This is a genomic window from Roseibium sp. R5, from assembly GCF_055755305.1.
Genome location: NZ_CM146910.1, coordinates 2,835,822 through 2,859,995, shown reverse-complemented (window position 1 = coordinate 2,859,995; position 24,174 = coordinate 2,835,822). Strand labels below are relative to the sequence as shown.

General features: G+C 54.8%; 25 protein-coding genes and 1 other RNA gene. 15 read left to right on the top strand and 11 right to left on the bottom strand.

What is annotated here, in order from left to right; all coding sequences use genetic code 11:
• The first annotated feature begins 168 nt into the window (after window positions 1–168).
• The 5 genes from AC0J4F_RS13295 to AC0J4F_RS13275 all read left to right on the top strand — a co-directional run bounded on the left by AC0J4F_RS13295 (window position 169) and on the right by AC0J4F_RS13275 (window position 3,772).
• Entirely contained in the window at window positions 169–606 is a 438-nt protein-coding gene (locus tag AC0J4F_RS13295) for a hypothetical protein (RefSeq protein ID WP_133946656.1), read from the top strand.
• A 512-nt stretch (window positions 607–1,118) separates the two neighbouring features.
• Window positions 1,119–2,030 carry a PhzF family phenazine biosynthesis protein gene (locus tag AC0J4F_RS13290; protein ID WP_209178553.1) on the top strand — a complete coding sequence of 304 codons (912 nt, stop codon included), beginning with the start codon at window positions 1,119–1,121 and terminating at the stop codon, window positions 2,028–2,030.
• Between the two features lie 213 nt (window positions 2,031–2,243).
• Complete coding sequence (locus AC0J4F_RS13285) at window positions 2,244–2,567, top strand: ArsR/SmtB family transcription factor (RefSeq protein WP_235812880.1); 324 nt, start codon at window positions 2,244–2,246, stop codon at window positions 2,565–2,567.
• Window positions 2,564–3,052 carry an SRPBCC family protein gene (locus AC0J4F_RS13280; protein ID WP_473023704.1) on the top strand — a complete coding sequence of 163 codons (489 nt, stop codon included), beginning with the start codon at window positions 2,564–2,566 and terminating at the stop codon, window positions 3,050–3,052. Before AC0J4F_RS13285 ends, AC0J4F_RS13280 begins: the two co-directional genes overlap by 4 nt.
• Window positions 3,053–3,073: 21 nt before the next feature.
• On the top strand, window positions 3,074–3,772 hold the full coding sequence (locus tag AC0J4F_RS13275; protein ID WP_473023703.1) for a DUF899 domain-containing protein: 699 nt from the start codon (window positions 3,074–3,076) through the stop codon (window positions 3,770–3,772).
• A 24-nt stretch (window positions 3,773–3,796) separates the two neighbouring features.
• Here AC0J4F_RS13275 and AC0J4F_RS13270 read toward each other — a convergent pair whose 3' ends face one another.
• On the bottom strand, window positions 3,797–4,813 hold the full coding sequence (locus tag AC0J4F_RS13270; protein WP_473023702.1) for a DUF3616 domain-containing protein: 1,017 nt from the start codon (window positions 4,811–4,813) through the stop codon (window positions 3,797–3,799).
• A 486-nt stretch (window positions 4,814–5,299) separates the two neighbouring features.
• On the opposite strand from AC0J4F_RS13270, the gene AC0J4F_RS13265 reads away from it, so the two are divergent.
• Window positions 5,300–6,856 carry a 2-isopropylmalate synthase gene (locus AC0J4F_RS13265; RefSeq protein ID WP_473023701.1) on the top strand — a complete coding sequence of 519 codons (1,557 nt, stop codon included), beginning with the start codon at window positions 5,300–5,302 and terminating at the stop codon, window positions 6,854–6,856.
• A 91-nt stretch (window positions 6,857–6,947) separates the two neighbouring features.
• Here AC0J4F_RS13265 and AC0J4F_RS13260 read toward each other — a convergent pair whose 3' ends face one another.
• Window positions 6,948–7,484: a GNAT family N-acetyltransferase gene (locus tag AC0J4F_RS13260; protein ID WP_473023700.1), complete on the bottom strand. Its 537-nt coding sequence runs from the start codon at window positions 7,482–7,484 to the stop codon at window positions 6,948–6,950.
• Between the two features lie 198 nt (window positions 7,485–7,682).
• Window positions 7,683–8,645 (bottom strand): tRNA (adenosine(37)-N6)-dimethylallyltransferase MiaA, encoded by a 963-nt coding sequence (miaA, locus tag AC0J4F_RS13255; protein ID WP_473023699.1) that lies wholly within the window; start codon window positions 8,643–8,645, stop codon window positions 7,683–7,685.
• On the opposite strand from miaA, the gene serB reads away from it, so the two are divergent.
• Entirely contained in the window at window positions 8,644–9,534 is an 891-nt protein-coding gene (gene serB / locus AC0J4F_RS13250; protein ID WP_209174027.1) for a phosphoserine phosphatase SerB, read from the top strand. The two genes, miaA and serB, sit on opposite strands and share 2 nt — an antisense overlap.
• A gap of 67 nt (window positions 9,535–9,601) precedes the next feature.
• Here serB and AC0J4F_RS13245 read toward each other — a convergent pair whose 3' ends face one another.
• The 6 genes from AC0J4F_RS13245 to AC0J4F_RS13220 form a co-directional block, all read right to left on the bottom strand.
• Entirely contained in the window at window positions 9,602–11,095 is a 1,494-nt protein-coding gene (locus AC0J4F_RS13245; RefSeq protein ID WP_473023698.1) for a Do family serine endopeptidase, read from the bottom strand.
• Between the two features lie 131 nt (window positions 11,096–11,226).
• Window positions 11,227–11,412, bottom strand: a complete 186-nt coding sequence (locus tag AC0J4F_RS13240; RefSeq protein WP_008190419.1) for a DUF2065 domain-containing protein — start codon at window positions 11,410–11,412, stop codon at window positions 11,227–11,229.
• Entirely contained in the window at window positions 11,409–12,338 is a 930-nt protein-coding gene (gene hflC / locus AC0J4F_RS13235) for a protease modulator HflC (RefSeq protein ID WP_473023697.1), read from the bottom strand. Before hflC ends, AC0J4F_RS13240 begins: the two co-directional genes overlap by 4 nt.
• Before the next feature lie 2 nt (window positions 12,339–12,340).
• Window positions 12,341–13,540, bottom strand: a complete 1,200-nt coding sequence (gene hflK / locus AC0J4F_RS13230) for an FtsH protease activity modulator HflK (protein ID WP_133946646.1) — start codon at window positions 13,538–13,540, stop codon at window positions 12,341–12,343.
• Window positions 13,541–13,769: 229 nt separating this feature from the next.
• Complete coding sequence (locus tag AC0J4F_RS13225) at window positions 13,770–14,225, bottom strand: GNAT family N-acetyltransferase (RefSeq protein WP_473023696.1); 456 nt, start codon at window positions 14,223–14,225, stop codon at window positions 13,770–13,772.
• 27 nt (window positions 14,226–14,252) lie between these two features.
• Window positions 14,253–14,786, bottom strand: coding sequence for a dihydrofolate reductase (locus AC0J4F_RS13220; protein WP_133946644.1), 534 nt, complete (start codon window positions 14,784–14,786; stop codon window positions 14,253–14,255).
• Between the two features lie 258 nt (window positions 14,787–15,044).
• Between AC0J4F_RS13220 and AC0J4F_RS13215 the strand changes: the two genes are divergently transcribed.
• From AC0J4F_RS13215 to AC0J4F_RS13205, 3 genes are all read left to right on the top strand, one after another.
• Window positions 15,045–16,376, top strand: coding sequence for a multicopper oxidase family protein (locus AC0J4F_RS13215; protein ID WP_473023695.1), 1,332 nt, complete (start codon window positions 15,045–15,047; stop codon window positions 16,374–16,376).
• 209 nt (window positions 16,377–16,585) lie between these two features.
• Window positions 16,586–17,680: a CPBP family intramembrane glutamic endopeptidase gene (locus AC0J4F_RS13210; RefSeq protein WP_473023694.1), complete on the top strand. Its 1,095-nt coding sequence runs from the start codon at window positions 16,586–16,588 to the stop codon at window positions 17,678–17,680.
• A gap of 19 nt (window positions 17,681–17,699) precedes the next feature.
• On the top strand, window positions 17,700–19,271 hold the full coding sequence (locus AC0J4F_RS13205; RefSeq protein ID WP_473023693.1) for a B12-binding domain-containing radical SAM protein: 1,572 nt from the start codon (window positions 17,700–17,702) through the stop codon (window positions 19,269–19,271).
• A 24-nt stretch (window positions 19,272–19,295) separates the two neighbouring features.
• On the opposite strand, the gene AC0J4F_RS13200 is transcribed toward AC0J4F_RS13205, so the two are convergent.
• Together AC0J4F_RS13200 and AC0J4F_RS13195 are read right to left on the bottom strand one after the other, a co-directional pair.
• The gene (locus tag AC0J4F_RS13200) at window positions 19,296–19,724 is read right to left on the bottom strand and encodes a GFA family protein (RefSeq protein ID WP_473023692.1); all 429 of its coding nucleotides are present in this window, start codon (window positions 19,722–19,724) and stop codon (window positions 19,296–19,298) included.
• Window positions 19,725–19,882: 158 nt separating this feature from the next.
• Window positions 19,883–20,677, bottom strand: a complete 795-nt coding sequence (locus AC0J4F_RS13195; RefSeq protein WP_473023691.1) for a thymidylate synthase — start codon at window positions 20,675–20,677, stop codon at window positions 19,883–19,885.
• A gap of 159 nt (window positions 20,678–20,836) precedes the next feature.
• Here AC0J4F_RS13195 and ssrA point away from each other — a divergent pair.
• The 5 genes from ssrA to AC0J4F_RS13170 all read left to right on the top strand — a co-directional run bounded on the left by ssrA (window position 20,837) and on the right by AC0J4F_RS13170 (window position 24,116).
• Window positions 20,837–21,207: a transfer-messenger RNA gene (gene ssrA / locus AC0J4F_RS13190) on the top strand.
• Between the two features lie 180 nt (window positions 21,208–21,387).
• On the top strand, window positions 21,388–21,963 hold the full coding sequence (locus AC0J4F_RS13185) for an SspB family protein (RefSeq protein ID WP_306150109.1): 576 nt from the start codon (window positions 21,388–21,390) through the stop codon (window positions 21,961–21,963).
• 16 nt (window positions 21,964–21,979) lie between these two features.
• A complete protein-coding gene (locus AC0J4F_RS13180; protein WP_473023690.1) occupies window positions 21,980–22,186 on the top strand; it encodes a DUF4169 family protein in 207 nt (68 codons plus the stop codon).
• A gap of 5 nt (window positions 22,187–22,191) precedes the next feature.
• On the top strand, window positions 22,192–22,407 hold the full coding sequence (locus AC0J4F_RS13175) for a ribbon-helix-helix domain-containing protein (RefSeq protein WP_473023689.1): 216 nt from the start codon (window positions 22,192–22,194) through the stop codon (window positions 22,405–22,407).
• Window positions 22,408–22,496: 89 nt separating this feature from the next.
• Window positions 22,497–24,116, top strand: a complete 1,620-nt coding sequence (locus AC0J4F_RS13170) for a hypothetical protein (RefSeq protein ID WP_473023688.1) — start codon at window positions 22,497–22,499, stop codon at window positions 24,114–24,116.
• The last annotated feature ends 58 nt before the right edge of the window (window positions 24,117–24,174 follow it).

Sequence of the window (24,174 nt, the reverse complement as noted above, 5' to 3'; positions counted from 1 at the left end):
ACGCCCGTGAAAGATGATCGCAAGCCCCCGACCAGTCATCGATGCCGGTTATATCAATGCCGCAGTTGGTCAAATTGAGATAGACCCCGACACACTTGGTTCAAATGGCTGTTCATTGGTTCTCAAATTGAGAAGATCCAGCCAATCTGTGAAGAAGCGACGCCAACAATGAAAAATGGTAAGAACAACGACAATACTATAGCGGTTGAGATCGCTGATCTCATTTTCGACAATATAGATTCTGTAAAGACCCATCTTAATCTGGACAGTTATGATACTACCGCAGTTGTCATGCGAATAACCGCTGCGTCTGATGGCGAAGGTGGTGTCTCTGAGGCCAAGTTGGCACAGCAATTAAACATTACCCGGCCGACCATGAACCGGATCATCCGCAGGTTGCTTGATACCCAGCACATCCTTGCAATTTCAGACACTTCGCCGAAGAAATACGTCTTCAATTTTGACTATGAACCAGCCCAATCAAAGTCCGATTCAAAGCGCGCGAAGTTAAACTTTCAGCGTTCTGTAATAGATCGGTGTGTGGCAGCGCTCCTCGCGGTCTTCTGGTCATTTGAACGTTATCAATTTGAGAACGAAGACGAATAAGGCTTGAAGACCGAACAGCCGCTCAGTAGCATGGATATATTGCTGATGATATTTCAGTAGAGCAGAGATAGGGAGCAATTTTTTGTTTCGGGCATACTATCTTCTGCTTGGGCCACTTTGAGACTTTTTAAATCAGTATGAAGATGGGCGGGTTGATTTCTACCGCTTATTGGCAGACTGGCAAAGAAACCTTTCGAAGGACTGCTTCTCCAAGAGCAGTCCTTTTTTTTTGCTTGACCGTCTCGACCATACGTACCGCCCCACCAAAACGGAGCCTTCTAAAAGTGTCTTTGCAGACCAGCTGTCTCACGTCCTTGGAGAGCTCTGATCTCAACAAAGCGCTTATTCCGCATTTAGCGCAGCTATCCGTCAATCACAGCCATCAGCACCCGGCCACGCAAGAGTTTGTTCACCAACAATCGCGGCAAAGGTCTGGCGGGACTTGCGAAGAAATGTAAAAGTCCGCTCACCTTCGAACTATAAACGCGTTCGATCTCCAGGGAGAACACTGCATGAGCCGCCGCTACGCGATCTTGGACGTCTTTACAAACAAGGCATTGGCTGGAAATCCGCTGGCCGTGGTGCTGGACAGTGAGGACCTAAGCGATGAGCAAATGCAAAAGATTGCCGGCGAGTTCAACTTGTCCGAAACTGTGTTTGTGTTCCCGCCTGAGAACCCTGGCCACTCTGCTTCCATGCGGATTTTCACACCGAAATGCGAGTTGCCCTTTGCAGGTCACCCAACTGTCGGCACGGCGATTTTGATGGCCGTTGAGCGCTTTGGCGATGTCTCCGGAGAGCAAGACGCGGTGGTCGTCCTGAAGCAAAAGATCGGTACAGTCCGCTGTGCCGTGATCTTGCGGGAAAATGCAACTGCATTCGCGGAGTTTGATGTGCCGGCGCTGCCGGAACCGGCTGGTCCGACGCAGAATATTGAACTCATCGCGGCCGCGCTCAATCTGGAGCCGTCAGACATTGGCTTTGAAAATCATGCACCCTCCCGGTTCAAGGTCGGTCCAGCCTTCAATTTCATCCCGGTCCGGGATCTGAATGCCCTGGCGCAGGCAAAGCCGGTCCCCGCAATGTGGAAGAAGGGCTTTGGCAATGACGAGCATAACGATGCCTACGTCTATTGCCGGGAAACCCGGTCTCATGACAGTGCGTTCCACGCCCGCTTGTTCGCACCCGACATGGGCATCATGGAAGACCCGGCGACCGGCTCCGCCGCAGCCGCTTTTGCGGGCGTGATCCGGCATTATGATGGGCTGACAGCTGGCACCCATCACATCCGGATCGAGCAGGGCTTCGAGATGGGCCGTCCGTCGTTGATCGATCTGGAGATCGATATTGAAAACGGAGACATGCATGCCATCCGGGTTGGCGGACAGGCAACGCTGGTCGCCCGGGGTGAACTCTTCCTCTAATAGCTAATTTCACTGTCTGCCGGCAAAACGCACCGTCCGCCTGTCTCAGGCGTCGGCAATGCGGTGGTGCCTGTGAAAAAACATGAATTAGTTCTCATAAAAAGGCCTGGCGAACTGGGCCATGTCTATTGCTGAACAACACTCAACCAATCGGTTGACTTTTTTCTTCAACATTATACTCAACCAAAAAATTCACTAAAGCACATGAGCGATATGCAGCAACTTGACGCCACCTTCTCCGCACTCAGCGACGGCACCCGCCGCGCCATTGTCGCCAGGCTTGCGAATGGCGAAGCAACCCTGTCCGATTTGGCCGCCCCCTTCGACATGTCTTTGACCGCAGTTTCCAAACACATGCGCGTTCTCTCAGAGGCTGGATTGGTTGATATCGAAAAGCGTGGCAGGACCAAACACTGCCGGCTGAAAGGCGCCCCGATCAAGGAAGCCGTCGACTGGCTCAGCAAATACGAAGCCTTCTGGCTTGACCGATTTGACGCTCTGGCTCTTCACCTTGCCAACAAGGACACTCAAAAATGACAGCTCAACCGTTTGAAAAAGACTTCCTAAAATCCGCGCCGGGACAGGAGCCTATCCTGGTTGAAGGCCTTTTCCGCGCAACACCTGCCCGGGTTTTCCGGGCATTTACGGTGCCCGAAGAGATCAATGACTGGTTCCTGCCAGCTGGCCGCCTGGCCGATGTTGAGATCGACCTCAAGGTCGGCGGATTATGGCGGTTTGTCCTGCAAGATGACCACGAAAAGCAGGAGCGTCTGGAAGGTGAATATCTGGAGATTGCGGCACCAAACCTTCTGAAATTCAGTTGGCGTCACATTGTCGAGCTCGCAGATGGCACACGGCAGGAAACCGATCGCTCTTTCGTGTCCATTTCTTTCAAAGCGGCCGGAAGCGCCACGCAAGTGCGGCTGCGGCACGAAGCCATCAAAACTGAGGACGCCCGTCTTGGTGTTGGCACCGGCTGGGCGGATTGCCTCCACCGAATGACCGGATTTCTTGCCGAATAATAGGCTGAGGAGGATTGCGCAATGGAAGTGAATTTCGTCGACCGGACCACCTGGCTGGACGCCCGCAAGGTTCTTCTGGACCAGGAAAAAGCTTTTACCAAAGAACGGGACAGGTTGTCGGAAACCCGGCGCGCCTTGCCGATAGTCGAGGTGACTGAAGATTATGTCTTTGAGACAGCAAATGGAAAGAAAACCTTGTCAGAGCTGTTTGGGCCACATCCGCAACTGCTTGTCTATCATTTCATGTTTGGCGAAACCTGGGAGGAAGGCTGCCCGAGCTGTTCCTTTTGGGCCGACAATTATGAGCGATTGGATGTCCACTTGGCGGCCCGAGACACAGCGCTGATTTCCACATCCAACGCCGCCATTGAGACGCTCATAGAATACCAAAAACGCTTTGGCTGGTCTTTCACCTGGGCCTCCACGGCCGGCAACTCCTTCAGCAGGGATTTTGGAGTGACCTTTCCGGGTAAAGTAGTCTCAAATGGCAATGGGTACAATTACAAGGAAACGACTTTCGCGGAAGAATTGCCGGGCGTCAGCGCGTTCTTGAAATTGGATGATGGCCGCATCGGCCATAGCTACTCGACTTATGGCCGGGGCCTGGACATCCTCAACATGGCCTACAATCTCTTGGACCTGACCCCAATGGGACGTCATGAAGACGATTTGCCCTACCCCATGTCCTGGGTCCGGCGGCGGGATCAGTACGGTCAATAAAAACTTCCTCTGACAAGGGAAGTTTTACTTGGTCAGGAGATACTCCCTCGGACCGCCATCATTGGCGCCGTCATACATGATCAAGATCTTGACGGTTTCCGGACCTTCATTCAGGACCAGAACAGTTTCGGCTTTCTGGTCTTTGTCCGGCATCTCCAAATCAGCCAGCTTCTTCAGCGCGCCGCTGGGAAGCGCCAGATGATGGACAGAATAGCCGCCCTTCGATTGCACCGGCCCCGCCAGAACAAGAAGACCGTCAGAAACGGCGGCGAGATCCCGGACCCCGGTTCCACTTCCGAGGGCCAACTCAATCACGTCCAAATCCGGTTTTGAGTTGGAAAACAGCGCATCGACATTGACACTGCGCAGAAATGCACGGCCATCGACGGAAGGACCGCGCAGACCAATGTAAAGCCTGCCATCATGGTATGCGAGGCCTTCGATGTTGACGCCGCCGCCGCCCTCACCCAGCGGCTTTTCGGCATATTGGCCAATAGGATCCGGCGCACCTTTCAAGATCGCTCTGAGCGCATCGGTCCGCTCGATGTCCGGGGCAACCTTCTTCTTGGAAAACTCGAACTCTGGAAACCCGGTCTCTTCATCAACCGAAAACCGGAATAGAAAGAAAGAGGAGGGATTGAACTCTGCTTTCTTGCGGCTCAGCCCATGCGATCCGACGATATAGAAATACCCGTCACCGTAAGCGGCGCCTTCTGCATCGATCTCGCCGGTTTTTGCGCCGTTCAGCTCCTTTGGCAACAAACGCATGGATTTACCCGGTATGATCCGATTGCCGTCTATGGTGAAAAACTGCGTTCGCTGCTTTTCATCCAGAGCGACGACACAGACTGGCGGCGAGACGGGGGCACAGGCGGCACCGCTGATGCTCTTCCGCAGCTTCTTTTTGCCATCGAACTCGGGCTTAACCGACCATTCTGCGACAAAGCCGTCCTCATCTGCACTCGCAAGACCGTTCGGCACACAGAGCAAGGCGACCGCTCCGGCCACGGCACACATCAATGTTGCTGTCTTCCGGATCACCGCTCTGCTCCCAAAAGTGTTTCGGACATCCGTTTTAGCAAAACATCCGCCAAAGCCAGCCCTTTCCAACGACCAAAATATGAAATCCAGAATTTTTTCTATCTCGATCAAACAGGGTAAGCTCCGCAAAAGCTGGTTGCATCAAAAACAATCCTGCCCTAAGAACTACGGACATTAACGCACCAGTCACTCTTTGAGAGCAGACTTGGTGTCGTATTTTGGAACGACCAAAGGCCAAAAGAAGACCCATGATCGCTCATCGCGACATTGCAGCATCTTCTATCGACGCGCAGATCCAGCAGCGCGGCGGCCTTCTCCTACTTGGCGATCTCCTCCTTCTTAGATGCCCCTGAGCGTCGGCTGTTCGCATGTTTTGAAGCGAACGGGCACTTAGGGGAGAAGTCTTAGAACCGCATCAGAAAATTAGGATCGCGCGCCCCACCCGATAGCTCAAAACGGCCCGATCCAGCTAAGGGACGAAACATCATGACTGCCACCTCCGGGAAGGATCAGATCCGCATCTTCGACACAACCTTGCGCGATGGAGAACAATCGCCTGGTGCGTCGATGACATTGGAAGAAAAGCTGCAAATTGCAGAAATTCTCGATGAAATGGGTGTCGACATTATCGAAGCCGGTTTCCCGATCGCCTCCAACGGTGACTTTGAAGCCGTACGTGAAATCGCCAAACGGTCCCAGAACTCAACCATCGCTGGTCTGGCCCGCGCTATTCACGCCGACATCGACCGGTGTGGCGAAGCTGTCAAATATGCGGGAAAGGGCCGGATCCATACATTCGTTTCCACCTCCCCGATCCATCTGCAGTTCCAGATGAACAAGAACCAGGAAGAGGTTCTGGAAATCATCACCGACACCGTTACCCGCTCACGCAATCTGATCGACGATGTCGAATGGTCGGCCATGGATGCGACTCGCACACCGATCGACTATCTGTGCCGTTGTGTGGAAGCCGCGATCAAATGCGGCGCGACCACGATCAATCTGCCGGATACCGTCGGTTATGCGACGCCGGATGAATACAAGGCGATGTTCGAGCAGATCATCGAGCGCGTCCCGAACTCCGATCAGGCCATCTTCTCCGTACACTGTCACGACGATCTGGGCCTGGCGGTTGCCAACTCCCTGGCTGGGGTTGCCGGCGGCGCACGGCAGATCGAGTGCACGATCAACGGCTTGGGCGAACGTGCGGGCAACGCGTCCCTGGAAGAAATTGTCATGGCGATCCGCACCCGTGGCGACATCCTGCCTTACGAAACGCAGATCGACCCGCAATTCCTGGTCCGCGCATCCAAAATGGTGGCTGGCGCGTCCGGCTTTGCCGTTCAGTACAACAAGGCCATCGTTGGCAAGAACGCGTTTGCTCATGAGAGCGGCATTCACCAGGACGGCATGCTGAAAAACGCAGAAACCTACGAAATCATGCGTCCGGAAGATGTCGGCGTCAAAGCCACGTCTTTGGTCATGGGCAAGCACTCCGGCCGCCATGCGTTCCGCGACAAGCTGCGTGAATTGGGCTTTGAGCTGGGTGACAACGCCTTGCAGGATGCCTTCCGCCGATTCAAGGATCTGGCCGACCGCAAGAAGCACGTCTACGACGAAGACATTGAAGCGCTGGTCGAGGACGAAATCAACATCCTGGGCGAAAGCACCAAGGTTATCGCTCTGACGGTAATTGCCGGAACGGGCGGCCCCCAGAAGGCTATCTTGACCATGGATGTGGACGGCCAGCATGTAACGAAAGAAGCAACCGGCGATGGCCCGGTCGATGCGACGTTCAACGCGATCAAGGCGATCTCACCGCACGAGGCAACCCTGTCGCTCTACCAGGTGCACGCGGTGACCGAGGGCACGGACGCGCAAGCTGAAGTGTCAGTCCGCTTGGAAGCAGATGGCCGGATCGCGACGGGTAAGGGCGCGGATACAGACACGCTCGTCGCGTCTGCAAGGGCGTATGTATCTGCCATGAACAAGCTGGCGCAGCGCCGGCAGGCGAGCAATCCAGGCGCGCTGCAGGCGGTCTGATCCGAAGGGACAGCAGGGTCATGTCCCTGAGGCCAAAAAAGCGGCGCCAGAAGGTGCCGCTTTTTTCGTTTCGCATTGGATTGTGTGGACCTCAAGCGCTCATGAGGTAGGTCTGCATCGACGGGCTGAGCATTTGGAAAAGATCGGCCTGCATGCCACCGATGGCCTTGCTCTCCCGATGCGTGAAACCGGCGTCCAGGATAACCTGCCGCATGGCTCGATTATCAACCCGTACGACGGATACAAGATGGGAGAAATAGGTTTCTCGGAAGAACCAGTCCGTCAGCGCTTTGCACAAACGTCGGGGCACATTCGATATCTTTCCGTGCGTGGACGGCAGGCAATAACCAAGACTGATTTCAGACGTCTCCGACAAGGGCGTGAACCCTGCCCAGCCCAGAAATTCCCCATCTTGTGTCTCAACCTTCCAACGGGAGACACCGAAGTCATCTTGTGACTGGAGTGCGGACTGGACGAATTTTTCGGCAGCCATGGCTTTGCAGGCATCACTGCCTTCCAGACATCCATTGCCGCCGCAATTCACCTGAAGTGATTTGATGAGGTCGGTGTCCGACAAGGACAGCGGAACAAGGCGAATGGTGTCGCATTCGAGAATTATCGTCTGCATATCATCCTCCTGGGTACCGGCTTTGGAGTTATCCATGACGAGGGTTCGCGGCCTCGTTTCTTTTCACAGGGCTCATGTAACCCTGAATTGTGCCTTTCGCATGACAGACCAAAGTATAATGCGTAATTATCGATGAAAATATTCGTATTTACAACAAGTTAACGTGAAACTTACAGTGTACTGCACAAACTTCTGGTTTCACTCAGCGCGCAGAAATTCGTCGGCAATTCGGGCAGTGTCAATTTCTTTCGACGGGTCAAGCCGTTGCCAGTCCGGCATCTGATTGCGGAACCAGGTTTCCTGACGTTTGGCGTACTGACGCGTTGCAACAACAAGCCGGTACTCCGTTTCCCCAATATCGCGGCTGCCTGTTAATAAACCTGCGATTTCCTTTACGCCAATGGCCCGCATGGCCGGCAATTTATATGACAACTCCCGCGCGAGCAGGGTTTTGACTTCTTCCATTCCCTCCGGGGTCAGCATGAGGCCGGCCCGTTTTTTAATCCTGTCGTGAAGCCATGGACGTGGCGGCGCGAGTACCAGGCACAGGCAGTCGTCGATGTCCAAAAGCGGTGGTGACTGCTGTTCGGTCTGGAGCTCCGTCAGCGGCCGGCCGGTGGTCAAAAGCACTTCGAGCGCCCGCGCCAAGCGCTGCGGATCATTGAGCCCTTCAGCGCCGTTGCGGTCGCCCGCCTCGGCCAATGCCGCCTTAAGCGCTGGAACGCCGCCATCGTCGGCTAGAGAGCGGGCTTTTGTGCGCACGTCTTCCGGAATTTCGGGGAGCTCGGCAAAGCCCTCGGTTAATGCCTTGAAGTACAGCCCCGTTCCGCCAACAAGGACCGGGATCTGCCCGGCAGACCAGATCAGCTCCAGTTCTTCTGACATCCGGCGCAACCACGCGCCTGTCGAAAAAGCTTCCGACGATGGCAGGACGCCATAGAGGCGATGCGGAACCTCAGCCTCCTCGTCTTCGGATGGGCGCGCACTGACAAGGCGCAGATCCTCGTAAAGCTGCATGGAATCGGCATTGACAACGACCCCATTGACCCGTTTTGCCAATTCAATCGCCAAGGCTGACTTGCCGCTGGCCGTTGGGCCCGCTATCAGAATGGCGCGCCGCTTGTGCGCACTGCCCGGCCCTGTTTCAAAGGATTTGTCCATGTCTCTCGTCGCTACCCTGGTGTCAAAGCCGACTGCCCCTGCCGTAGGCGTAGATTTGGCTCAAAGGGCGGCGGACGCGCTAAAATCTGACACGCCGCCAACCACACTTAATCCCGGTGTAGCTGCGGATATCTTCTTTGATGGGGTCGACGCAAGGGCTGCCGACACAAAGCTGCGGGAAATCATAGCTGCCGCTCCGGTTGATGTGTTCGTTCAGCCAGTGGAAAGCCGCAAGAAAAAGCTGCTGATTGCGGATATGGACTCCACAATGATCCGCCAGGAATGCATCGATGAACTGGCGGCCGAGCTCGGCCTGAAAGAGAAAATATCCGAGATCACCGAGCGGGCCATGCGCGGTGAGATCGATTTCGAACCGGCCCTTCGTGAACGGGTGTCCCTCCTCAAGGGCTTGCCGCTTTCTGCCATCGATAGCGTTCTGAGCAATCGCATCACGCTTATGCCCGGTGGCCGAACGCTTGTGCAAACCATGAAAGCCAATGGGGCCTATTGTGCCTTGGTGTCAGGGGGCTTTACCCACTTCACAGGCACGATCGCCGCCATGATCGGCTTTGATGAAAACCAGGCCAACATCCTTCTGGAGGATGACGGAAAGCTGTCCGGCCTTGTCGCAGAACCAATTCTTGGACGCGACGCCAAGCGCGAGCGCCTGGAGGCGCTGGTCGCAGACAAGGGACTGTCGTTCGATGACACGATTGCGGTCGGGGACGGTGCAAATGATCTGGCGATGATTGAGCGCGCTGGAGCTGGCATCGCCTATCGGGCAAAACCGGCTGTCGCTGCGGCTGCAGACTTCCGCATCGACCACGGCGACCTCACCGCCCTCCTCTATTTCCAGGGATATGCGGATCAGGACTTTGTGCTGAGCTAAGAGCTTTCACAAAAGAAAAAAGGGCGCCCATTGGCGCCCTTTCGATTTTCCGTCAGAGCCGAAAAGCCTAGTTGTCCTCGATCCGAACCGGAACAAAACGAACATCGCCGGTCGGGTTGGACAGAAGCAGAAGCGCTGACCGGCGGCCGTCATCCTTGAGTTTCTGGATTTCCGCTTCGACCTCTGCCGGTGTCGACACAGCCTCTTGGGCGACCTCTTTGATGACATCGCCTGCCATCACCCGCTTTTCTTCTGCAGAAGACCCGGCCTCGACTTCGGTCACAACGACCCCTGTCACGTCTTCTTCAATGGAAAACTGCTGGCGCAATGCGTCATCAAGCTCTGCCAAGGTCATGCCAAGCACCTTGCTGGTTTCAGCCGGCTGATCCGGCTCCTGCTCTGCAGGCGCGCTTGCCTCGGTGACCTGGTTTTCTTCAAGACGCTCCAAGGTCACGCGGATCGTCACTTCCTCGCCTTTCCGAAGCACAACGACATCGACTTCCTTGCCAATCGCCGTTTCGGCAACCATCCGCGGCAGTTCCCGCATGGATTCAACGGTCTTGCCGTCAAACTTGATGATGACGTCTCCCGCCTCGATTTCGCCCTTGGCAGCCGGGCCATCATCGGTCACGCCGGCAACAAGCGCCCCAATCGCATCGTCCATGCCAAGGCTCTCTGCGATTTCGTCCGTCACTTCCTGGATACGGACACCAAGCCAGCCACGGCGGGTTTCACCAAACTCGCGCAGCTGATCGATAACGCGGATGGCAGTCTTCGCCGGAATCGCAAAGCCAATGCCAATGGATCCGCCGGACGGCGAGATAATGGCCGTGTTGATGCCGATCACATTGCCGTCCATATCAAACAGCGGGCCACCGGAGTTGCCGCGGTTGATGGAGGCGTCGGTCTGAATGAAGTTGTCGTAAGGGCCCGCATTGATGTCGCGGTTCCGGGCAGACACGATACCAACGGTGACCGTGCCACCAAGGCCGAACGGGTTGCCGATCGCCATGACCCAGTCGCCGACACGGATACCGTCAGAATCGCCGAAACCGACCTCTTTCAGCGGGGTTTCCGGCTCCACCTTGAGAACGGCGATATCCGTTTTCTCATCAGTTCCAATTACTTCGGCACGCAGCTTGGTGCCGTCGTTGAAGTTTGCCGTGACTTCGTCGGCACCTTCGATCACGTGGTTGTTTGTGATGATGATCCCGGCTTCACCGTCCAGAACAAAACCAGAGCCGAGGGACTGGACACGGCGAGGCTGGTCATCGTCGCGGTTCTGGCGGTTGAAGAATTCTTCAAAAAACTCCTGAAAAGGAGAGCCCTCGGGAACCTGCGGCATCGGAACAGACCGCTGTCCCTGAACTGTTTGAGCCGTAGAAATGTTTACCACGGCATCTGCCAGGTTCTCGGCGAGGTCTGCGACACTTTCAGGTCCATGGCCGTCATGCGCATGAGAGCCTTGGAACGGGGTTACCGCAATCAAACCGCCGAGCATAATGCCCGCCGTTGCACAGACAACGCGCGGCATGCCTTGGCGTAATAGTTTCAGAGCCATAGGGCTTTATCCTCCATACCAGCCATCGTGACTGTCGTGAGAGTGCGAACGGGACTGGGCGATACCCAGGACTTAGCAGACAATATAGAACGGGCGGGAGGTTTTGGCCCCTCCCGCCCTTAAACTTTTCGCTATCCGCGGATGATCCACACAAGAAATACGCCAATAACGGCCGCGCCTAGTCCCGCGGCGCGAAGCGTTTGGTCCGGTGTTTCCAGAGCACTGCGCATGACATTTTTCATGCCACCTGGCGCAATTGCGTACAGAACTCCTTCCAACACCAGGACCAAACCGATCGCCGTTAAAAGCTCATTCATTGCGCGGCGAGCGAGGGTGACCGGATATCTTCCACATCGTCAGATCCACCACCGCCGGCCGGAGCATTCACGCCGGTCGGATCCTTGAAGAACCGGAAGAAGCTGGAATCCGGAGACAGGACCAAGCTCGTATCGCCAGACTGCAGCCCGGCTTCATATGCCTGCATGGACCGATAAAAAGCGAAGAACTCAGGATCTGCGCCGAAGGCTTCAGCAAAAATCCGGTTCCGCTCCGCATCGCCATCACCGCGAATGATTTCTGAATCACGGTTGGCTTCTGCGACAAGAACGGTTGCATCACGGTCGGCACGAGACCGGATACGGCGGGATTGCTCTTCACCCTGCGCGCGGATCTCTGTCGCTTCCCGCTGACGCTCGGTCTGCATCCGTGCGAAAATCGCCTGCGAGTTCGCATCCGGAAGGTCCGCACGGCGGATCTTCACGTCGACAACTTCAATGCCAAGCTCAGACGCCGCCTGGGAAACTTCCTGACGGATCTGCTCCATGAGGCCAGACCGGTCATCCCGGACGATGGCTTCGAAGGATGCCTTACCCAACTCGGAACGGAGTGAGGACTGAAGGAAGGTCGACAAACGCTGGTTCGCCGTCGTGATGTTGTTCACGCGCTGATAGAACAGGACCGGGTTTGAAATCCGGTAGCGTGCGAAGGCATCCACGACGAGACGCTTCAGGTCAGCTGCAATCACTTCCTGCGGGCTCATGTTCAGATCAAGGATCCGCTTGTCGAGGTAAACCACGTTCTGCACGAACGGGTATTTCAACTGCGGGCCCGGCTCCTGGATCACACGGTCGACACGTCCGAGCTGCAGGACCAGTGCCTGTTGCGTCGGATTGACAATGAAGATTGAGGTGTACAGCAGGAAGCCGATAACAACGACAACAATACCAAAAATACCGCTACGCATGATCAGTTCCCTCCCGTACGGGTGGACTGGCCGGCGCCACGACCGTTGAGGTCGTTCAACGGCAGGAACGGCAGGACGCCAGATCCAGCAGAGTTGCTGTCGATGATGATCTTGTTGTTATCACCCAAGACTCTCTCCAGGGTTTCCAGGTACAGACGTTCGCGCGTCACATCAGGCGCATTTCTGTACTCTTCATAGATTTTGGTGAAACGCTGTGATTGACCGGTCGCTTCGGCAATTGCCTGCTCTTTGTAGGCATTCGCACGTTCCAGAATACGGGCCGCTTCACCGCGCGCTTCCGGAACCATCCGGTTGGCGTAGGCTTGCGCTTCGTTCTGGATCCGCTCCTGGTCCGCACGTGCGGCCTGAACGTCACGAAATGAGTCGATAACCTGCTGAGGCGGGTCAACCTTCTGCATTTGCACTTCGGTGATCTCGATACCAGCCTGATAGGAGTCCAGAGTGCTTTGCATCAAGGTGGAAACATCATTCTGAATGGTCACGCGGTTCTGCGTCAGGATCGCGTCAATGTTGGACTCGCCAACGACCTCACGCATCGCGCTTTCCGCAACTGCCTTTACAGTGCCTTCCGGGTTCTGAATGTTGAACAGGAAGTTTGTGATGCCATCACGGGTGTTCTTGATACGCCACTGCACCTTGAAGCCGACGTCAACGATGTTTTCGTCACCAGTCAGCATGAGGCTCTCTTCCGGAACATCGCGGGAGCGGACTGCGCCGGTGTTCGTGAAGAGCTCTTCAACACCAACGGTGGTTTCGCGCTGCTGCTCGACCTGCGGCTTGTAAACCTCACCGATCGGATATGGCCAATTATAGTGGAAACCGGTGCCTGTCTGGTCTGTAACCTTACCAAGCACAAGCTCAACACCGACCTCACCGCGACCTTCGTCAACGATGTAGACACCGGTTGCGAGCCAACCAAGGACACCAAGGCCAATAACAATCAGAATGCCCAGGATGCCGAGACCACCGCCGCCACCTGGCAGGACGTTTTTCATGCGGTCCTGGGTGCGTTTCAGGAGTTCTTCAAGGTCAGGCGGATTGCCACCGCCGCCGCCACCGCCCCGATTGGGACCACCGCCCCACGGACCGTTGTTGTTTCCTCCACCGCCGCCCCATGGGCCGCCGTTGTTTCCACCACCCCAGGGGCCACCACCGCCACCTGACTGATTGCTCCAAGGCATCAAGACTTCCTTCTGTGAACTCCAGCCACGATATCCGCGGCTGGATTTGGGCTTTCGCCCGTTCTGACTCAACGTAGGTTATAGGGAGGTTACCTTGTGCTTTCAACGCAGCACCCGGCTTCCCACCATATGAACAACGTGATCTTCCCGGACCGCAGGTGGGCTATTTGCCGTCGATTTTCAAGCCCCATTAGGTATTGAACCGGACTTGAAAGGTCATCAGGCGATTCTAAAGCGCTGCGATCATGTCGATGTGGGGAATATCGTCTTCCAAATAGACTTCGGAAACCGTCTGAAACCCAAGGGATGCATAGAATTTTTCCAGATGAGCCTGCGCGGAAAGGTGCACTTCCCCAGTTGGCGCAATTTGCCGCGCCTTTTCCATGCCCGCCAGCATCAAGTCGCGGCCAAGACCAAGGCCGCGATGGGACTGCGCCACAACGACACGGCCAATCCGGATCGCGTCATCGCCGCTCGATGACAATCGGATTGCGCCCGCGAGAGCGCCGGTTTCCGCATCCCGCAGGAAATAATGCTCGGTGTCCGGGTCTTTGCCGTCAATTTCCGGAAAAAGGCAGTCCTGTTCCAGCATGAACACATCCTGCCGAAGCTTTAAGAGATCATGCACGTCCCTTGGGCTCAAAGCGTCAAATACGTTCCAGGCGCCGTTAAGCTTATTCTTCAAAATTGTCTCCACAGATCGCGTGAGTGCTCATTTGCGCCGATAGGTTACAAATGTGAACGGTGCACTGTCTTTTTCCGTTTGCTCTCCGGATACGCGGGCAGTTTCCGACCAGATAGCAGTATCAATCTCAGGGAACCGCGTATCTCCGATGGGGTCGGCAGCGACTTCTGTGATTTCCAGACGATCAGCCAGGTCCATCGCTTGAGCATAAATCTGACCACCACCGATGATTGCAATCTCATCTACAGACGTGTCTGCGGCAATTTCACGCGCGCGGTCCATCGCGCTTTCAAGAGAGGTCGCCGCTTCTGCACCATCGGGCTTATACTCAGGATCTCGCGATATCACGATGTGCGGACGGCCGGGCAAAGGTTTCCCGCCAAAAGACAAAAATGTCTTCCGGCCCATGATGACCGGTTTGCCCAAGGTCATGGCTTTGAAGCGCTTAAGATCGGATGACAACCGCCAGGGCATATCATTGTCGGCGCCAATGATCCCGTTTTTGGCCACAGCAGCAATAACGACAATTTCAGACAAAACCCACTCCCGCTCGATTCTCATGATCAACCGGCTCGTAACACGTGTACCAGCCGGAAAACGAGCGCTTTTTCATACGCAGCGCATTTGTACGGCACGGGCTTGACCTTCCTGCAACTGGAAGCCCCATAGTCCCACCCTATTATTCCGAAGACGACCGGCCCTGCGTTCTAAGCCCGACAGGCCCGGTCCCATCCTCGCTGACACTTTTATGGCCGTGAAGACACCATGAATAGAAGACAGTTCCTACAATCAGCATCGTCTGCTGCAGCGCTATTGAGCATGCCGCGATTTACAATGGCAGCCAGCGGTAATGGCTTTATTCAGCTTGAAGCCGTCAAAGGGCAAGGCAGGCTTTACGGCGAAGATGGCGGCCTGTCCGATCTCTGGCTCTATAATGGAAAGCTTCCCGGCCCTGAAATCCGGGTTAAACGCGGGGAGCGGGTCAAGGTTCGCTTCAAGAACCGCCTTGACGAACCGACCTCAGTCCACTGGCATGGTATCCGGATCGACAATGCCATGGATGGCGTTTCCGGGCTCACACAGCCAGCTGTCCAGCCAGGTGAGACCTTCGACTACGATTTTGTCGCACCGGATGCTGGAACATACTGGTATCACGCCCATCACATGAGCTGGAACCAGGTGCCACGCGGGTTGGCCGGTCCTCTCATTATCGAAGAGGACGACAATCCCTTCGCGCCGGATGCCGACATCATCCTTTCGCTGTCCGATTGGCGATTGGACGACAATGGCCTGCTTGATACGGCGAGCTTCGGTGCCCGGCATGATTTCTCTCATGCTGGACGGCTTGGCAACTGGTTGACCATCAACGGCACATCGCTGCCCGATATTCCGGTCACGAAAGGCCGCTGGCATCGTATCCGCCTGATCAACACTTCAGCCTCTCGTGTCCTTGATCTGGCCCCGTCCCGTTTTGGCGCCAAGGTCATCGCACTGGACGGTCAAGGCTTCGACACAGCCAGAGACATTGACGGCGTCATACAGCTCGCGCCCGCCCAGCGCATGGATCTTGTGATGAAGCCAGCAAGCGCCGGCCCGATCCCGTTTGAAATGATGACAGGCCAGCCTTTCACCTTTGCCAATTTCGTTGTGTCCGGTGAGAAAGCAGAGCCGGAGGAACTGAGAGTTCCAGCGCCCAACTCTCTTCCAGAACCCGATCTTGCAAACGCCCGGTCTTTCCCGCTCGTCATGGCGGGCGGCGCCATGGGCCGGATGCAATCGGCCACAATGAAGGGTCAAGAAATGTCCATGCGGGAGTTGGTACAGGCCGGAAACTTCTGGGCATTCAACGGCCAGGCGGGCATGGGCGACAAACCGCTTTTCTCAGCAAAACGCGGTGAGACAATCATATTGGAAAGCACCAACAACACCGCCTTCCCCCACGCGATCCATCTGCACGGCCATCATTTCCGGGTTCTGGAGCGAAACGGCGAGAAGCTGGCTCACCCAGACTGGCGCGACACGTTTACAACCCAGCGTGGCGAAACCGTGAAGTTTGCATTGGTCGCCGACAATCCCGGCAAATGGCTGGTTCACTGCCACATGCTTGGACATGCGGCCTCCGGCATGATGGACTGGTTCGAGGTAGCATAAGTCCGCCTCTGCAGTGGACCACGGTGCGAGACGGGTGGCGCGAGTGGGCTTGTTGCGGCTATGTTGGCCGCAGATCGATACTTGCACATCCTGATTGACTGCTTCTGTGACCACATCAATTTCAGTTTTCGCTGTGACCCGCAGCAGTTCAGCTCTAGCCCGGTGCTCTTTTGACTGACCCGGATCAAACGCAGATTTTTCCGGCGGCGATGACAGACGATATTGTCGCTTCATCCCGCGACGGTATCATCACCATTGATCCCCATGGGGTACTGACATCGTTCAATCCCGGTGCTGAAGCAATCATTGGGCTCACGGCAACCGACGTGGTTGGACTGACGGTTGCCGAGGTCTTCCTGCCGCTGGAAGATCTCGACGCCTTCACAGACTGTGTGCTTGAGGCTGTCCGGCAGCCGGACAAGGAACACGTTGCAACGATCAGCCTGGAACGGCCGGAGGGTGTGCTCCACCTCAGTGTCCGGACGGTTTTGCTTCACCGGAAAGGCTCCGATGAACGCATTGGTGTCCTGGTGATGCTTGCAGATGAAAGTGAGCGGGTGGAGCTTTTGACCCGAACGGCTGACCGCGAACGCGAGCGCGCATCAACGGGACGTTTCATCGTCGCGATCCTTACAATTTTCAGCGTGTTCACCCTTCTCCTGGAGCCGATTCAGAAACTCGCACGAGCCCATTTCTACGATCTTGGTCCGGTGATCGCGCTCCTGACACTCGTCATCATCGCGTTTTTCCTTGACCGCTGGTCCTCTCCGGAAAGCCGGACCCTGAAGCTCAATCTGCGCCCGGAACGGCGCTACGTGGTTGAGAGTATTGTCTGGTCGCTGGGTTTCTGTGTCCTGATGACGCTCGGCAAACTGATCTTCATTTCACTCGCCCGCGAGGATGGTGCCACGCCACCTGAGCTCTTCAGTTTCCTGGTTCTGGACGATGGAACCCGGGTCCGGGAGCCCGGGCTGTTTCTCATCGCTTTGGCAATCTATCTAGTTTCGGTGCTGTTTCAGCAATTTGCGATCCGCTGCGCCATCCAGGCACCGCTGCAGAGTTTTCTTACCGGCGTGATCGGCCCGGCGGGCTGGGTGGCCAATCTGGTATCGACACTTCTGTTCGCGGTTCTTCATGCCCACCTAAACCCGCTCGTGTCGCTCGCTGTCATAGCCCCGTCGCTTCTATGGGGCTGGTTGTTCATGCGCTCCGGCAGTGTCGTCCCTTCAATCATTTCCCACGCCATCATCGGTGTTTACGCGATCTTCATCTTGGGGATATTCGCTGGTCTGGACCAGGTATGAGCCGCAATCGGAATTTTTCATGATCAAGAACGCAGTAAAGGCCGGAAAACGGCCAAAGGTTTTGATCGTGAATGCCTATGTCGATCCGTGGCGGTCTGCGGCCCCGATGCGCTTGTTTATTCCGCGCGCGATGGCACCCTATTATCTTGCTGGAAGACTGGATCAAACCCGCGCGAACGTACGCGTCTATGACGAGGTCTATCACGGGGCGCTGCTCAATCCCCGTTTGTTTGACTGGCCGGATATGGTCATTCTGACCGGGTTGACGGCTGCCTTCGACCGGGCCCGGCAATTGTCTGCCTATTTCAGAAATGCCCGGCCGGATGTCACGGTCGCAATTGGCGGACCGATTGCCCGCGCACTGCCCGCCTTGTGTGCCGACGTCTTTGACTATGTCTGTCAGGGCGATGTCGAGACCTTCGATGATTTAATTTGCGAGACACTCGGGGCGGATTGCCGGGCAGAAAACCCTGCCCCCCGCTTTGATCTTGCAGGCTGGTCGTATGGCCTTGGATTTGTCGAGACAACGAAGAACTGCAATTTCAAGTGCGCCTTTTGCTCCCTCACCGGCGAAGGACGCGCCTATCAGTCTTATTCATCGGCCGAGATCACCAGCCAGCTCGAGGCTGGCGGCAAGACTTCCATGCTGATGGTGCTGGACAACAATTTCTACGGCAACAACCGCGCGGATTTCGTGCGCCGGACAGAGCTCCTCGGTGACCACTGGCGGCGCGGCAGATACCGCGGCTGGGGCGCGTTGGTCACAGGAGATTTCTTCAAGAACCCGGAGAACCTGGCCATCATCGCCGCCAATGGCTGTAAAGCGCTGTTTTCAGGCGTTGAATCGCTCGATCCGGCGGTCCTGAAAGCCTACAATAAAAAGCACAGTCTCTCGTCGGATCCGAGATCGCTCGCGCGGCTCTGCGCCGAGTACGGGATCCTGTTCGACTACGGCATGATGCTGGACTTTTCCCATCAGACAATTGCAGAAATCGACGGGCAGATCGACGGATTGCTGGCCAGTCCGGAAACACCGCTGCCCGCCCTGATGTCCTTGACCATTCCGATCCTCGGCACGCCGCATTTTAATGCCGCCGCCACTGAAGGGCGTTTGATGCCGAATGTGCGTTTGGCCGATATGGATGGTCAAAAACTGGTGGAATGGCCGAAGGAACCGCTGGAAGAGGTTGTTCCGTATCTTGCAAATCTTCTGCAGTTCAAAGGCCGGAAGCTCGCGTTTTCCCGCCATGCAGTGCGCCATGCCTGGTCACGGCGGCAGTCGTTCGACACGCTGCAAACCTTAATCAGCATGCTCGGCCCGATCGTCCGATATGCGGGCGGTGTCCGCATTGGAGATCACCGCCAAATGCGCCAGACATGGCGCGAACCCAAACGCACCTTCAATGCAATGACCGATCCGCTGAGTGTCGCTTACCAGCCATTGCACCGATTGGACGCAAAATTCGCTAAAGATTTCGAGCCGCTATTCCTGACCGATGCGAAGGGGCAGCTCACCCAGCCAATTGCTGACGCGACCCGCCCGCCGCTGCCACCGACAGCTCATGAATTGCTGAAAAGCGATGTGGCTTAAAGTGCAAATAGGCAGACGCAAACGTCAGGTGTCGTGCTCGCTCAGATCCTGAGGCGCGTGCAGCAGTGTGGTGTCGTATTTCGGCAAATCGTCCGTCATCTGGAGCCACGGCAGCTTGCTTTTGTAGTTCACATGAAATTCAGGTTTGAAGTTTTCAGGGTGCTCGAGCGTTGCTGCGTAGAGATGCATGCCCCCTTTGTAGTGTTCGGCCTCGAAGGCCATGGGCGTTCCGCACCTATCGCAAAAGTGTCTGTAGACACCTTTTGAACTTTCCAGGGTTTTTGGTGTCGCGCCGGTCCACTTGAAATTCTTTGATGGCACGCCGAGCCAGGCAACCACCGGTGCCGCGCAATTGCGGCGGCAATCATCACAGTGACAATAACAGCTCCAGGTAACTTCGCCGGTGAATTCCCAACTGGTCTTCTTGCAAAAGCAGTGCCCGCGCGTCGTCATGTCCCCTCCTGCACCCTCCAAACTCAGCAGAGCCTGCCTTGATGAACAAACCCCGCCAATTCTATTGCAGAATGAAAGGCACATAGAGCCCAAGAAGAGACAAGCGCTTTCGTTGATCCGGCATCTGACGCGCCCAGATCAAGCACTGGCCGTCGTTCTCAGACAGCAATCGGCGCGGCGATGTGCGGATGCGGGTCGTAGCCGGTCAGCTCAAAATCTTCATATTTGAACGCAAAGAGATCTGCCACGGCGGGATTGATCTTCATTTCAGGCAGTGCACGCGGCGTCCTCGTGAGCTGTTCGCGTGCCTGATCGAAATGGTTGGAATAAAGGTGCGCATCACCAAGTGTGTGCACAAAGCCGCCAGGCTTGAGCCCCGTAACCTGTGCGATCATCATCGTCAGCAGGGCGTAGGATGCGATGTTAAACGGTACCCCGAGAAACACATCGGCTGAACGTTGATACAGCTGGCAGGAGAGCTTGCCATCGGCGACATAAAACTGGAAAAGTGCGTGGCACGGTGGAAGCGCCATTTCGTCCACCAGTGCCGGGTTCCAGGCCGAGACAATGAGGCGGCGGCTCTCCGGGCTCTTACGGATCATCTCCAGAACGTTCGAGATCTGATCAATCGACTGTCCGTCGGGAGCCGGCCAGGAGCGCCATTGATAGCCATAGACCGGGCCCAAATCGCCGTTTTCATCGGCCCAGTCATCCCAGATCTTGACGCCGTTTTCCTTCAAGTAAGCAATGTTCGTATCACCCGCGACGAACCAAAGCAGCTCGTGAATGATTGAGCGCAAATGCAGCTTCTTGGTCGTGACCAGCGGAAACCCCTCAGACAGGTCAAACCGCATCTGATAACCAAAGATCGAGCGTGTTCCGGTTCCCGTCCGGTCGCCCCGGTCAATGCCGTCTTCAAGGATCTTAGAAAGGAGATCGTGATATTGCTGCACGGCGGGCGCCCTTCGTCATAGTGCCGGAAACGTATCGCTAACTTCGCAGATTCTGCCAAAAACACACCCCCTGCCCCGGACTTTCCCCAGCTCCGGCCACAGGACCGGCCGTCTGCCTGTGGATGATCTTAGCCAACCAAGCGCCGGTCCTTTGGCAAAGCCCTTTCAATTCAAACCGAAAGTGCCTATATCAGGGGTGCTGGTTCGCCAGCTATGGCAATAAATTGTCAGTGTAATAAACCTATCGGACCCGGGGGCGGTACCCGGCGCCTCCACCCAAGCCCATAAGGCTTAAAGCTTTGAGCCCATATGGGTTTCGGCGGGGGCGAAATAGGATCGACGAGGGCGTAAAGACTGTGCTTTTGCTCGGCATTGTACCACCGTTATCGGGCTATCTCAGTAGTTGCAAATGACAACACTGCTATGGACAACGCTGTAGCTGCGTAATGCGGTTCCGGTAGTCCACTAAGTCCTGTTGGTTAGCCCCTTCAGGCGGGGTTCGAAGGCACCTGGCAACAGAAGCCTTCACTTCACACTCCTGCCTGCGCAAAAGCGAAAGATAAGGCTCCGGTAAAGGCGAAACATTGGCACTGCCTATCGCCGCGCGCTCCATAAAGCGCTATCCTTGGAAAAGGGCCTTTCCTTTTTGAACCTTGCCCGTCAATGTGCTTTTCTGAGATGAAATTCAAAGCGAGATTCGACTGAACACGATGTCTGAAGACCTGTTGCGATACGATATCCTGATCCAGGATGCCCTGCGTGGTGCTGTGAAGAAAATCCTCGCGGAGGTTGGACGCACCGGCCTGCCCGGCGATCACCACTTCTACATCGCGTTTGAAACAACCGCACCAGGTGTGAAAATCTCCCAGCGTTTGAAAGAGCGCTACCCGCAGGAAATGACCATCGTCCTGCAGCACCAGTTCTGGGATCTGGCGATCGGCGAACATGCCTTCGAGGTTGGCTTGTCCTTTGGCGGCGTCCCGGAAAAGCTGCTGGTGCCCTTTTCCGCTATCAAGGGCTTCTTTGATCCTTCCGTTCAGTTCGCACTTGAGTTCGATCCGGGCAAGACAGCCGAGGAACTTCCCGAAGATCTGCTGGAAGCGGTCGAAGAGCTTGCGAAGGCGGAACAGGAAACCACCGAAAAGCTGATCACAGCCGACAACAAGCAGGATGATGTTCCTGCAGTCGAAGCTGAGAAAAAAGCCAAAAAACCGGATCAAGACACAGAAGACAGTGACGGCGGCGGTGAGGTAGTCTCGCTGGACGCATTCCGGAAAAAAACCTGACCCTCAGGAAAAGGCCATGAGCGCCGAGATCGTCAATCTGCGCCAGGCGCGCAAGCAGAAGCAGCGGCAAACCAGGGAAAAAACCGCTGAAAGCAACCGCCAGAAGTTTGGCCGGACCAAAGCCGAACGCGAGGCGGACCGCCGGCGCCGGGACATGCATGAAAAGCAGGTAGATGGCCACAAGCTTGACGGACCGGCCACCACTCCGCCAGGCGACAATTAACCCTCATGGCGCTCCAGAAAAGATCGGTTTCCCTGCACGGCCACCGCACCAGTGTGGCTCTGGAAGCGGAGTTCTGGGCGGTCATCGACGCAGCCGTAAGAGCCGAACACCGCTCCCTTGCCAGCTTGATCGCAGAAATAGACGACACGCGGGATCCGGATGATCCCCTGTCTTCTGCCATCCGCGTTTGGGTGCTCAAACGGGCGCTAAAAACACATTGAGTTTCCAAATCATATCAATTCTTTTAAGCTTTCATTTCCAGCAAATATAGTAAGGGGTATTTAATCAACCTATACAGGCACCCCATCTAATGCTCTATGAAAAAAATTCGTTCATAAAAGTGTCTCTTCTTATTGCAACGGCTATGGTTGCTATTCTCGCGGACAACCTTGCGTGGTCGCAGCAGAAGACAGAAAAAGACAACACTCAAAAATCATATGACATAATAAATAAATATCGCATAAATGAAAAAAACTATGCACGTAAATTAGAGATAACACATTTCGCAATAGACAAAAACGAAAATGGGATTGATAAAGACGACATTTATTTATTTAGAAAATTAGTATCCGCAAGAAAACGCAGCCAATTACTTTCTAGCATAGCTCAATATGACCTTAATAATGATCGTGTTATAGATACGCACGAAGTAGAAATAGTCGATTTCCGCAGACAACCAAAAAAATTCCCAGATGCGGATACCCTAAAAAAGCATTCAAAGAAATATATCGATTCAATGATAACCTCATTTAACCTCAACAAGGAAAATCTAAGTATTGATGATGTATTTCTTTTAAGCGAAGAATATTTAATTATGCGCAGCCGAGAAATTGAACAATTGGATTTAGCAACTTTTTTACTAAAAAACGATCCTGACAAAAACGGACAAGTAACCGATTATGAATCGGTATCAATACTTGCCTCAAGAGTTCAAGGTAAATTAAAGAAAAATATTAAAAATACAAAATCCAATATCGCTATCAAATCGAATTTGAAATGCAAGCTCCCACCCTTAGCAGAGAAATCAGAACTATTTCTAATTAAAGCGGGCAAAGGCAGCAATTTATCTTCTGTCTCTGTTGCTGGTCAAAGTTTCGAAACATCTACAGCTAACATTTTTATAGAAGACGGAACAACACCCTTATATGTTGTTTTGGCGTCAGATAACCCGATTATCTGGAAGTTCTCTGGAGCAACAGAACGTCTCAAAACCCTGGTGGTATCAGGGAGAGCCCGCACCAACAAAAACGTCAATGCAGGAGTTATGGGACTCGAAAGAAGTCGCGTCCACTTTGCCGCAAATTGCGGAAACGCATACTCAGAAACAGGTTTAGCCAGCCGCGTTGAAATTGTTAATCAACTGGGAACGCTGCCAACAGCAACGATTGATCTACCCATAGTCCATGAACTGCCTCTCCCCTCTGGTCTTCACCGCAAAGCTACTCAAACCCGCAATTGGCGGATTATGCACAGGGACGGTTTTATCAACACAGAGCAAGAAGCAAAAAAATACATTAAGAGCGAAGCACTGAGGTTCTTCTGGCGAGGTATCAATGACTACAAAGATACACCAGCGGGACGAAGCTATGCCGGATATAGTATCGTGAACTTTGACCCGGAGTTAATTATAAGCGGAAACAAGGCTGAGTATTATGAAACTCTACCGAGAAACGCCGGCCTATTGCAGTTATTAGCGGAAAAAAAACTGGAGCACCTAAGCGAAAATTTCTATTTGATTCAAGATCACATACGTCTTCCACTGGAGTTAGCGGGTGCCCGGGCTGCAACTTTTGTTTTGCCAGCGGGGATCCCAATTCCTGACGGTGACCAAGCCCATTCTTGCGTATTCTCTCAAGAACTAAATGCATTCATTGGTAGTCCTCGACGCTGCGAGCGCTTTGAAAAAGCGATAAAAATATACTTGAAATAGGTGAAAGTTACAAATCGCCTTGGAGGAACACACTCCAAACAACTTGGCGCCACAACCG

Excerpts from the sequence above, each read along its gene's own strand:
- AC0J4F_RS13265 (WP_473023701.1), top strand. The coding sequence starts at position 5,300 with ATGACTGCCACCTCCGGGAAGGATCAGATCCGCATCTTCGACACAACC.
- AC0J4F_RS13220 (WP_133946644.1), bottom strand. The coding sequence starts at position 14,786 with ATGAGAATCGAGCGGGAGTGGGTTTTGTCTGAAATTGTCGTTATTGCT.
- AC0J4F_RS13185 (WP_306150109.1), top strand. The coding sequence starts at position 21,388 with ATGTCTGAAGACCTGTTGCGATACGATATCCTGATCCAGGATGCCCTG.
- AC0J4F_RS13180 (WP_473023690.1), top strand. The coding sequence starts at position 21,980 with ATGAGCGCCGAGATCGTCAATCTGCGCCAGGCGCGCAAGCAGAAGCAG.
- AC0J4F_RS13200 (WP_473023692.1), bottom strand. The coding sequence starts at position 19,724 with ATGACGACGCGCGGGCACTGCTTTTGCAAGAAGACCAGTTGGGAATTC.
- AC0J4F_RS13215 (WP_473023695.1), top strand. The coding sequence starts at position 15,045 with ATGCCGCGATTTACAATGGCAGCCAGCGGTAATGGCTTTATTCAGCTT.
- AC0J4F_RS13170 (WP_473023688.1), top strand. The coding sequence starts at position 22,497 with ATGCTCTATGAAAAAAATTCGTTCATAAAAGTGTCTCTTCTTATTGCA.
- AC0J4F_RS13245 (WP_473023698.1), bottom strand. The coding sequence starts at position 11,095 with ATGGCTCTGAAACTATTACGCCAAGGCATGCCGCGCGTTGTCTGTGCA.
- AC0J4F_RS13205 (WP_473023693.1), top strand. The coding sequence starts at position 17,700 with ATGATCAAGAACGCAGTAAAGGCCGGAAAACGGCCAAAGGTTTTGATC.
- miaA (WP_473023699.1), bottom strand. The coding sequence starts at position 8,645 with ATGGACAAATCCTTTGAAACAGGGCCGGGCAGTGCGCACAAGCGGCGC.
- AC0J4F_RS13210 (WP_473023694.1), top strand. The coding sequence starts at position 16,586 with ATGACAGACGATATTGTCGCTTCATCCCGCGACGGTATCATCACCATT.
- AC0J4F_RS13240 (WP_008190419.1), bottom strand. The coding sequence starts at position 11,412 with ATGAATGAGCTTTTAACGGCGATCGGTTTGGTCCTGGTGTTGGAAGGA.
- AC0J4F_RS13175 (WP_473023689.1), top strand. The coding sequence starts at position 22,192 with ATGGCGCTCCAGAAAAGATCGGTTTCCCTGCACGGCCACCGCACCAGT.
- AC0J4F_RS13295 (WP_133946656.1), top strand. The coding sequence starts at position 169 with ATGAAAAATGGTAAGAACAACGACAATACTATAGCGGTTGAGATCGCT.
- hflC (WP_473023697.1), bottom strand. The coding sequence starts at position 12,338 with ATGCGTAGCGGTATTTTTGGTATTGTTGTCGTTGTTATCGGCTTCCTG.
- AC0J4F_RS13285 (WP_235812880.1), top strand. The coding sequence starts at position 2,244 with ATGCAGCAACTTGACGCCACCTTCTCCGCACTCAGCGACGGCACCCGC.
- AC0J4F_RS13290 (WP_209178553.1), top strand. The coding sequence starts at position 1,119 with ATGAGCCGCCGCTACGCGATCTTGGACGTCTTTACAAACAAGGCATTG.
- AC0J4F_RS13275 (WP_473023703.1), top strand. The coding sequence starts at position 3,074 with ATGGAAGTGAATTTCGTCGACCGGACCACCTGGCTGGACGCCCGCAAG.
- hflK (WP_133946646.1), bottom strand. The coding sequence starts at position 13,540 with ATGCCTTGGAGCAATCAGTCAGGTGGCGGTGGTGGCCCCTGGGGTGGT.
- AC0J4F_RS13280 (WP_473023704.1), top strand. The coding sequence starts at position 2,564 with ATGACAGCTCAACCGTTTGAAAAAGACTTCCTAAAATCCGCGCCGGGA.
- AC0J4F_RS13260 (WP_473023700.1), bottom strand. The coding sequence starts at position 7,484 with ATGCAGACGATAATTCTCGAATGCGACACCATTCGCCTTGTTCCGCTG.
- serB (WP_209174027.1), top strand. The coding sequence starts at position 8,644 with ATGTCTCTCGTCGCTACCCTGGTGTCAAAGCCGACTGCCCCTGCCGTA.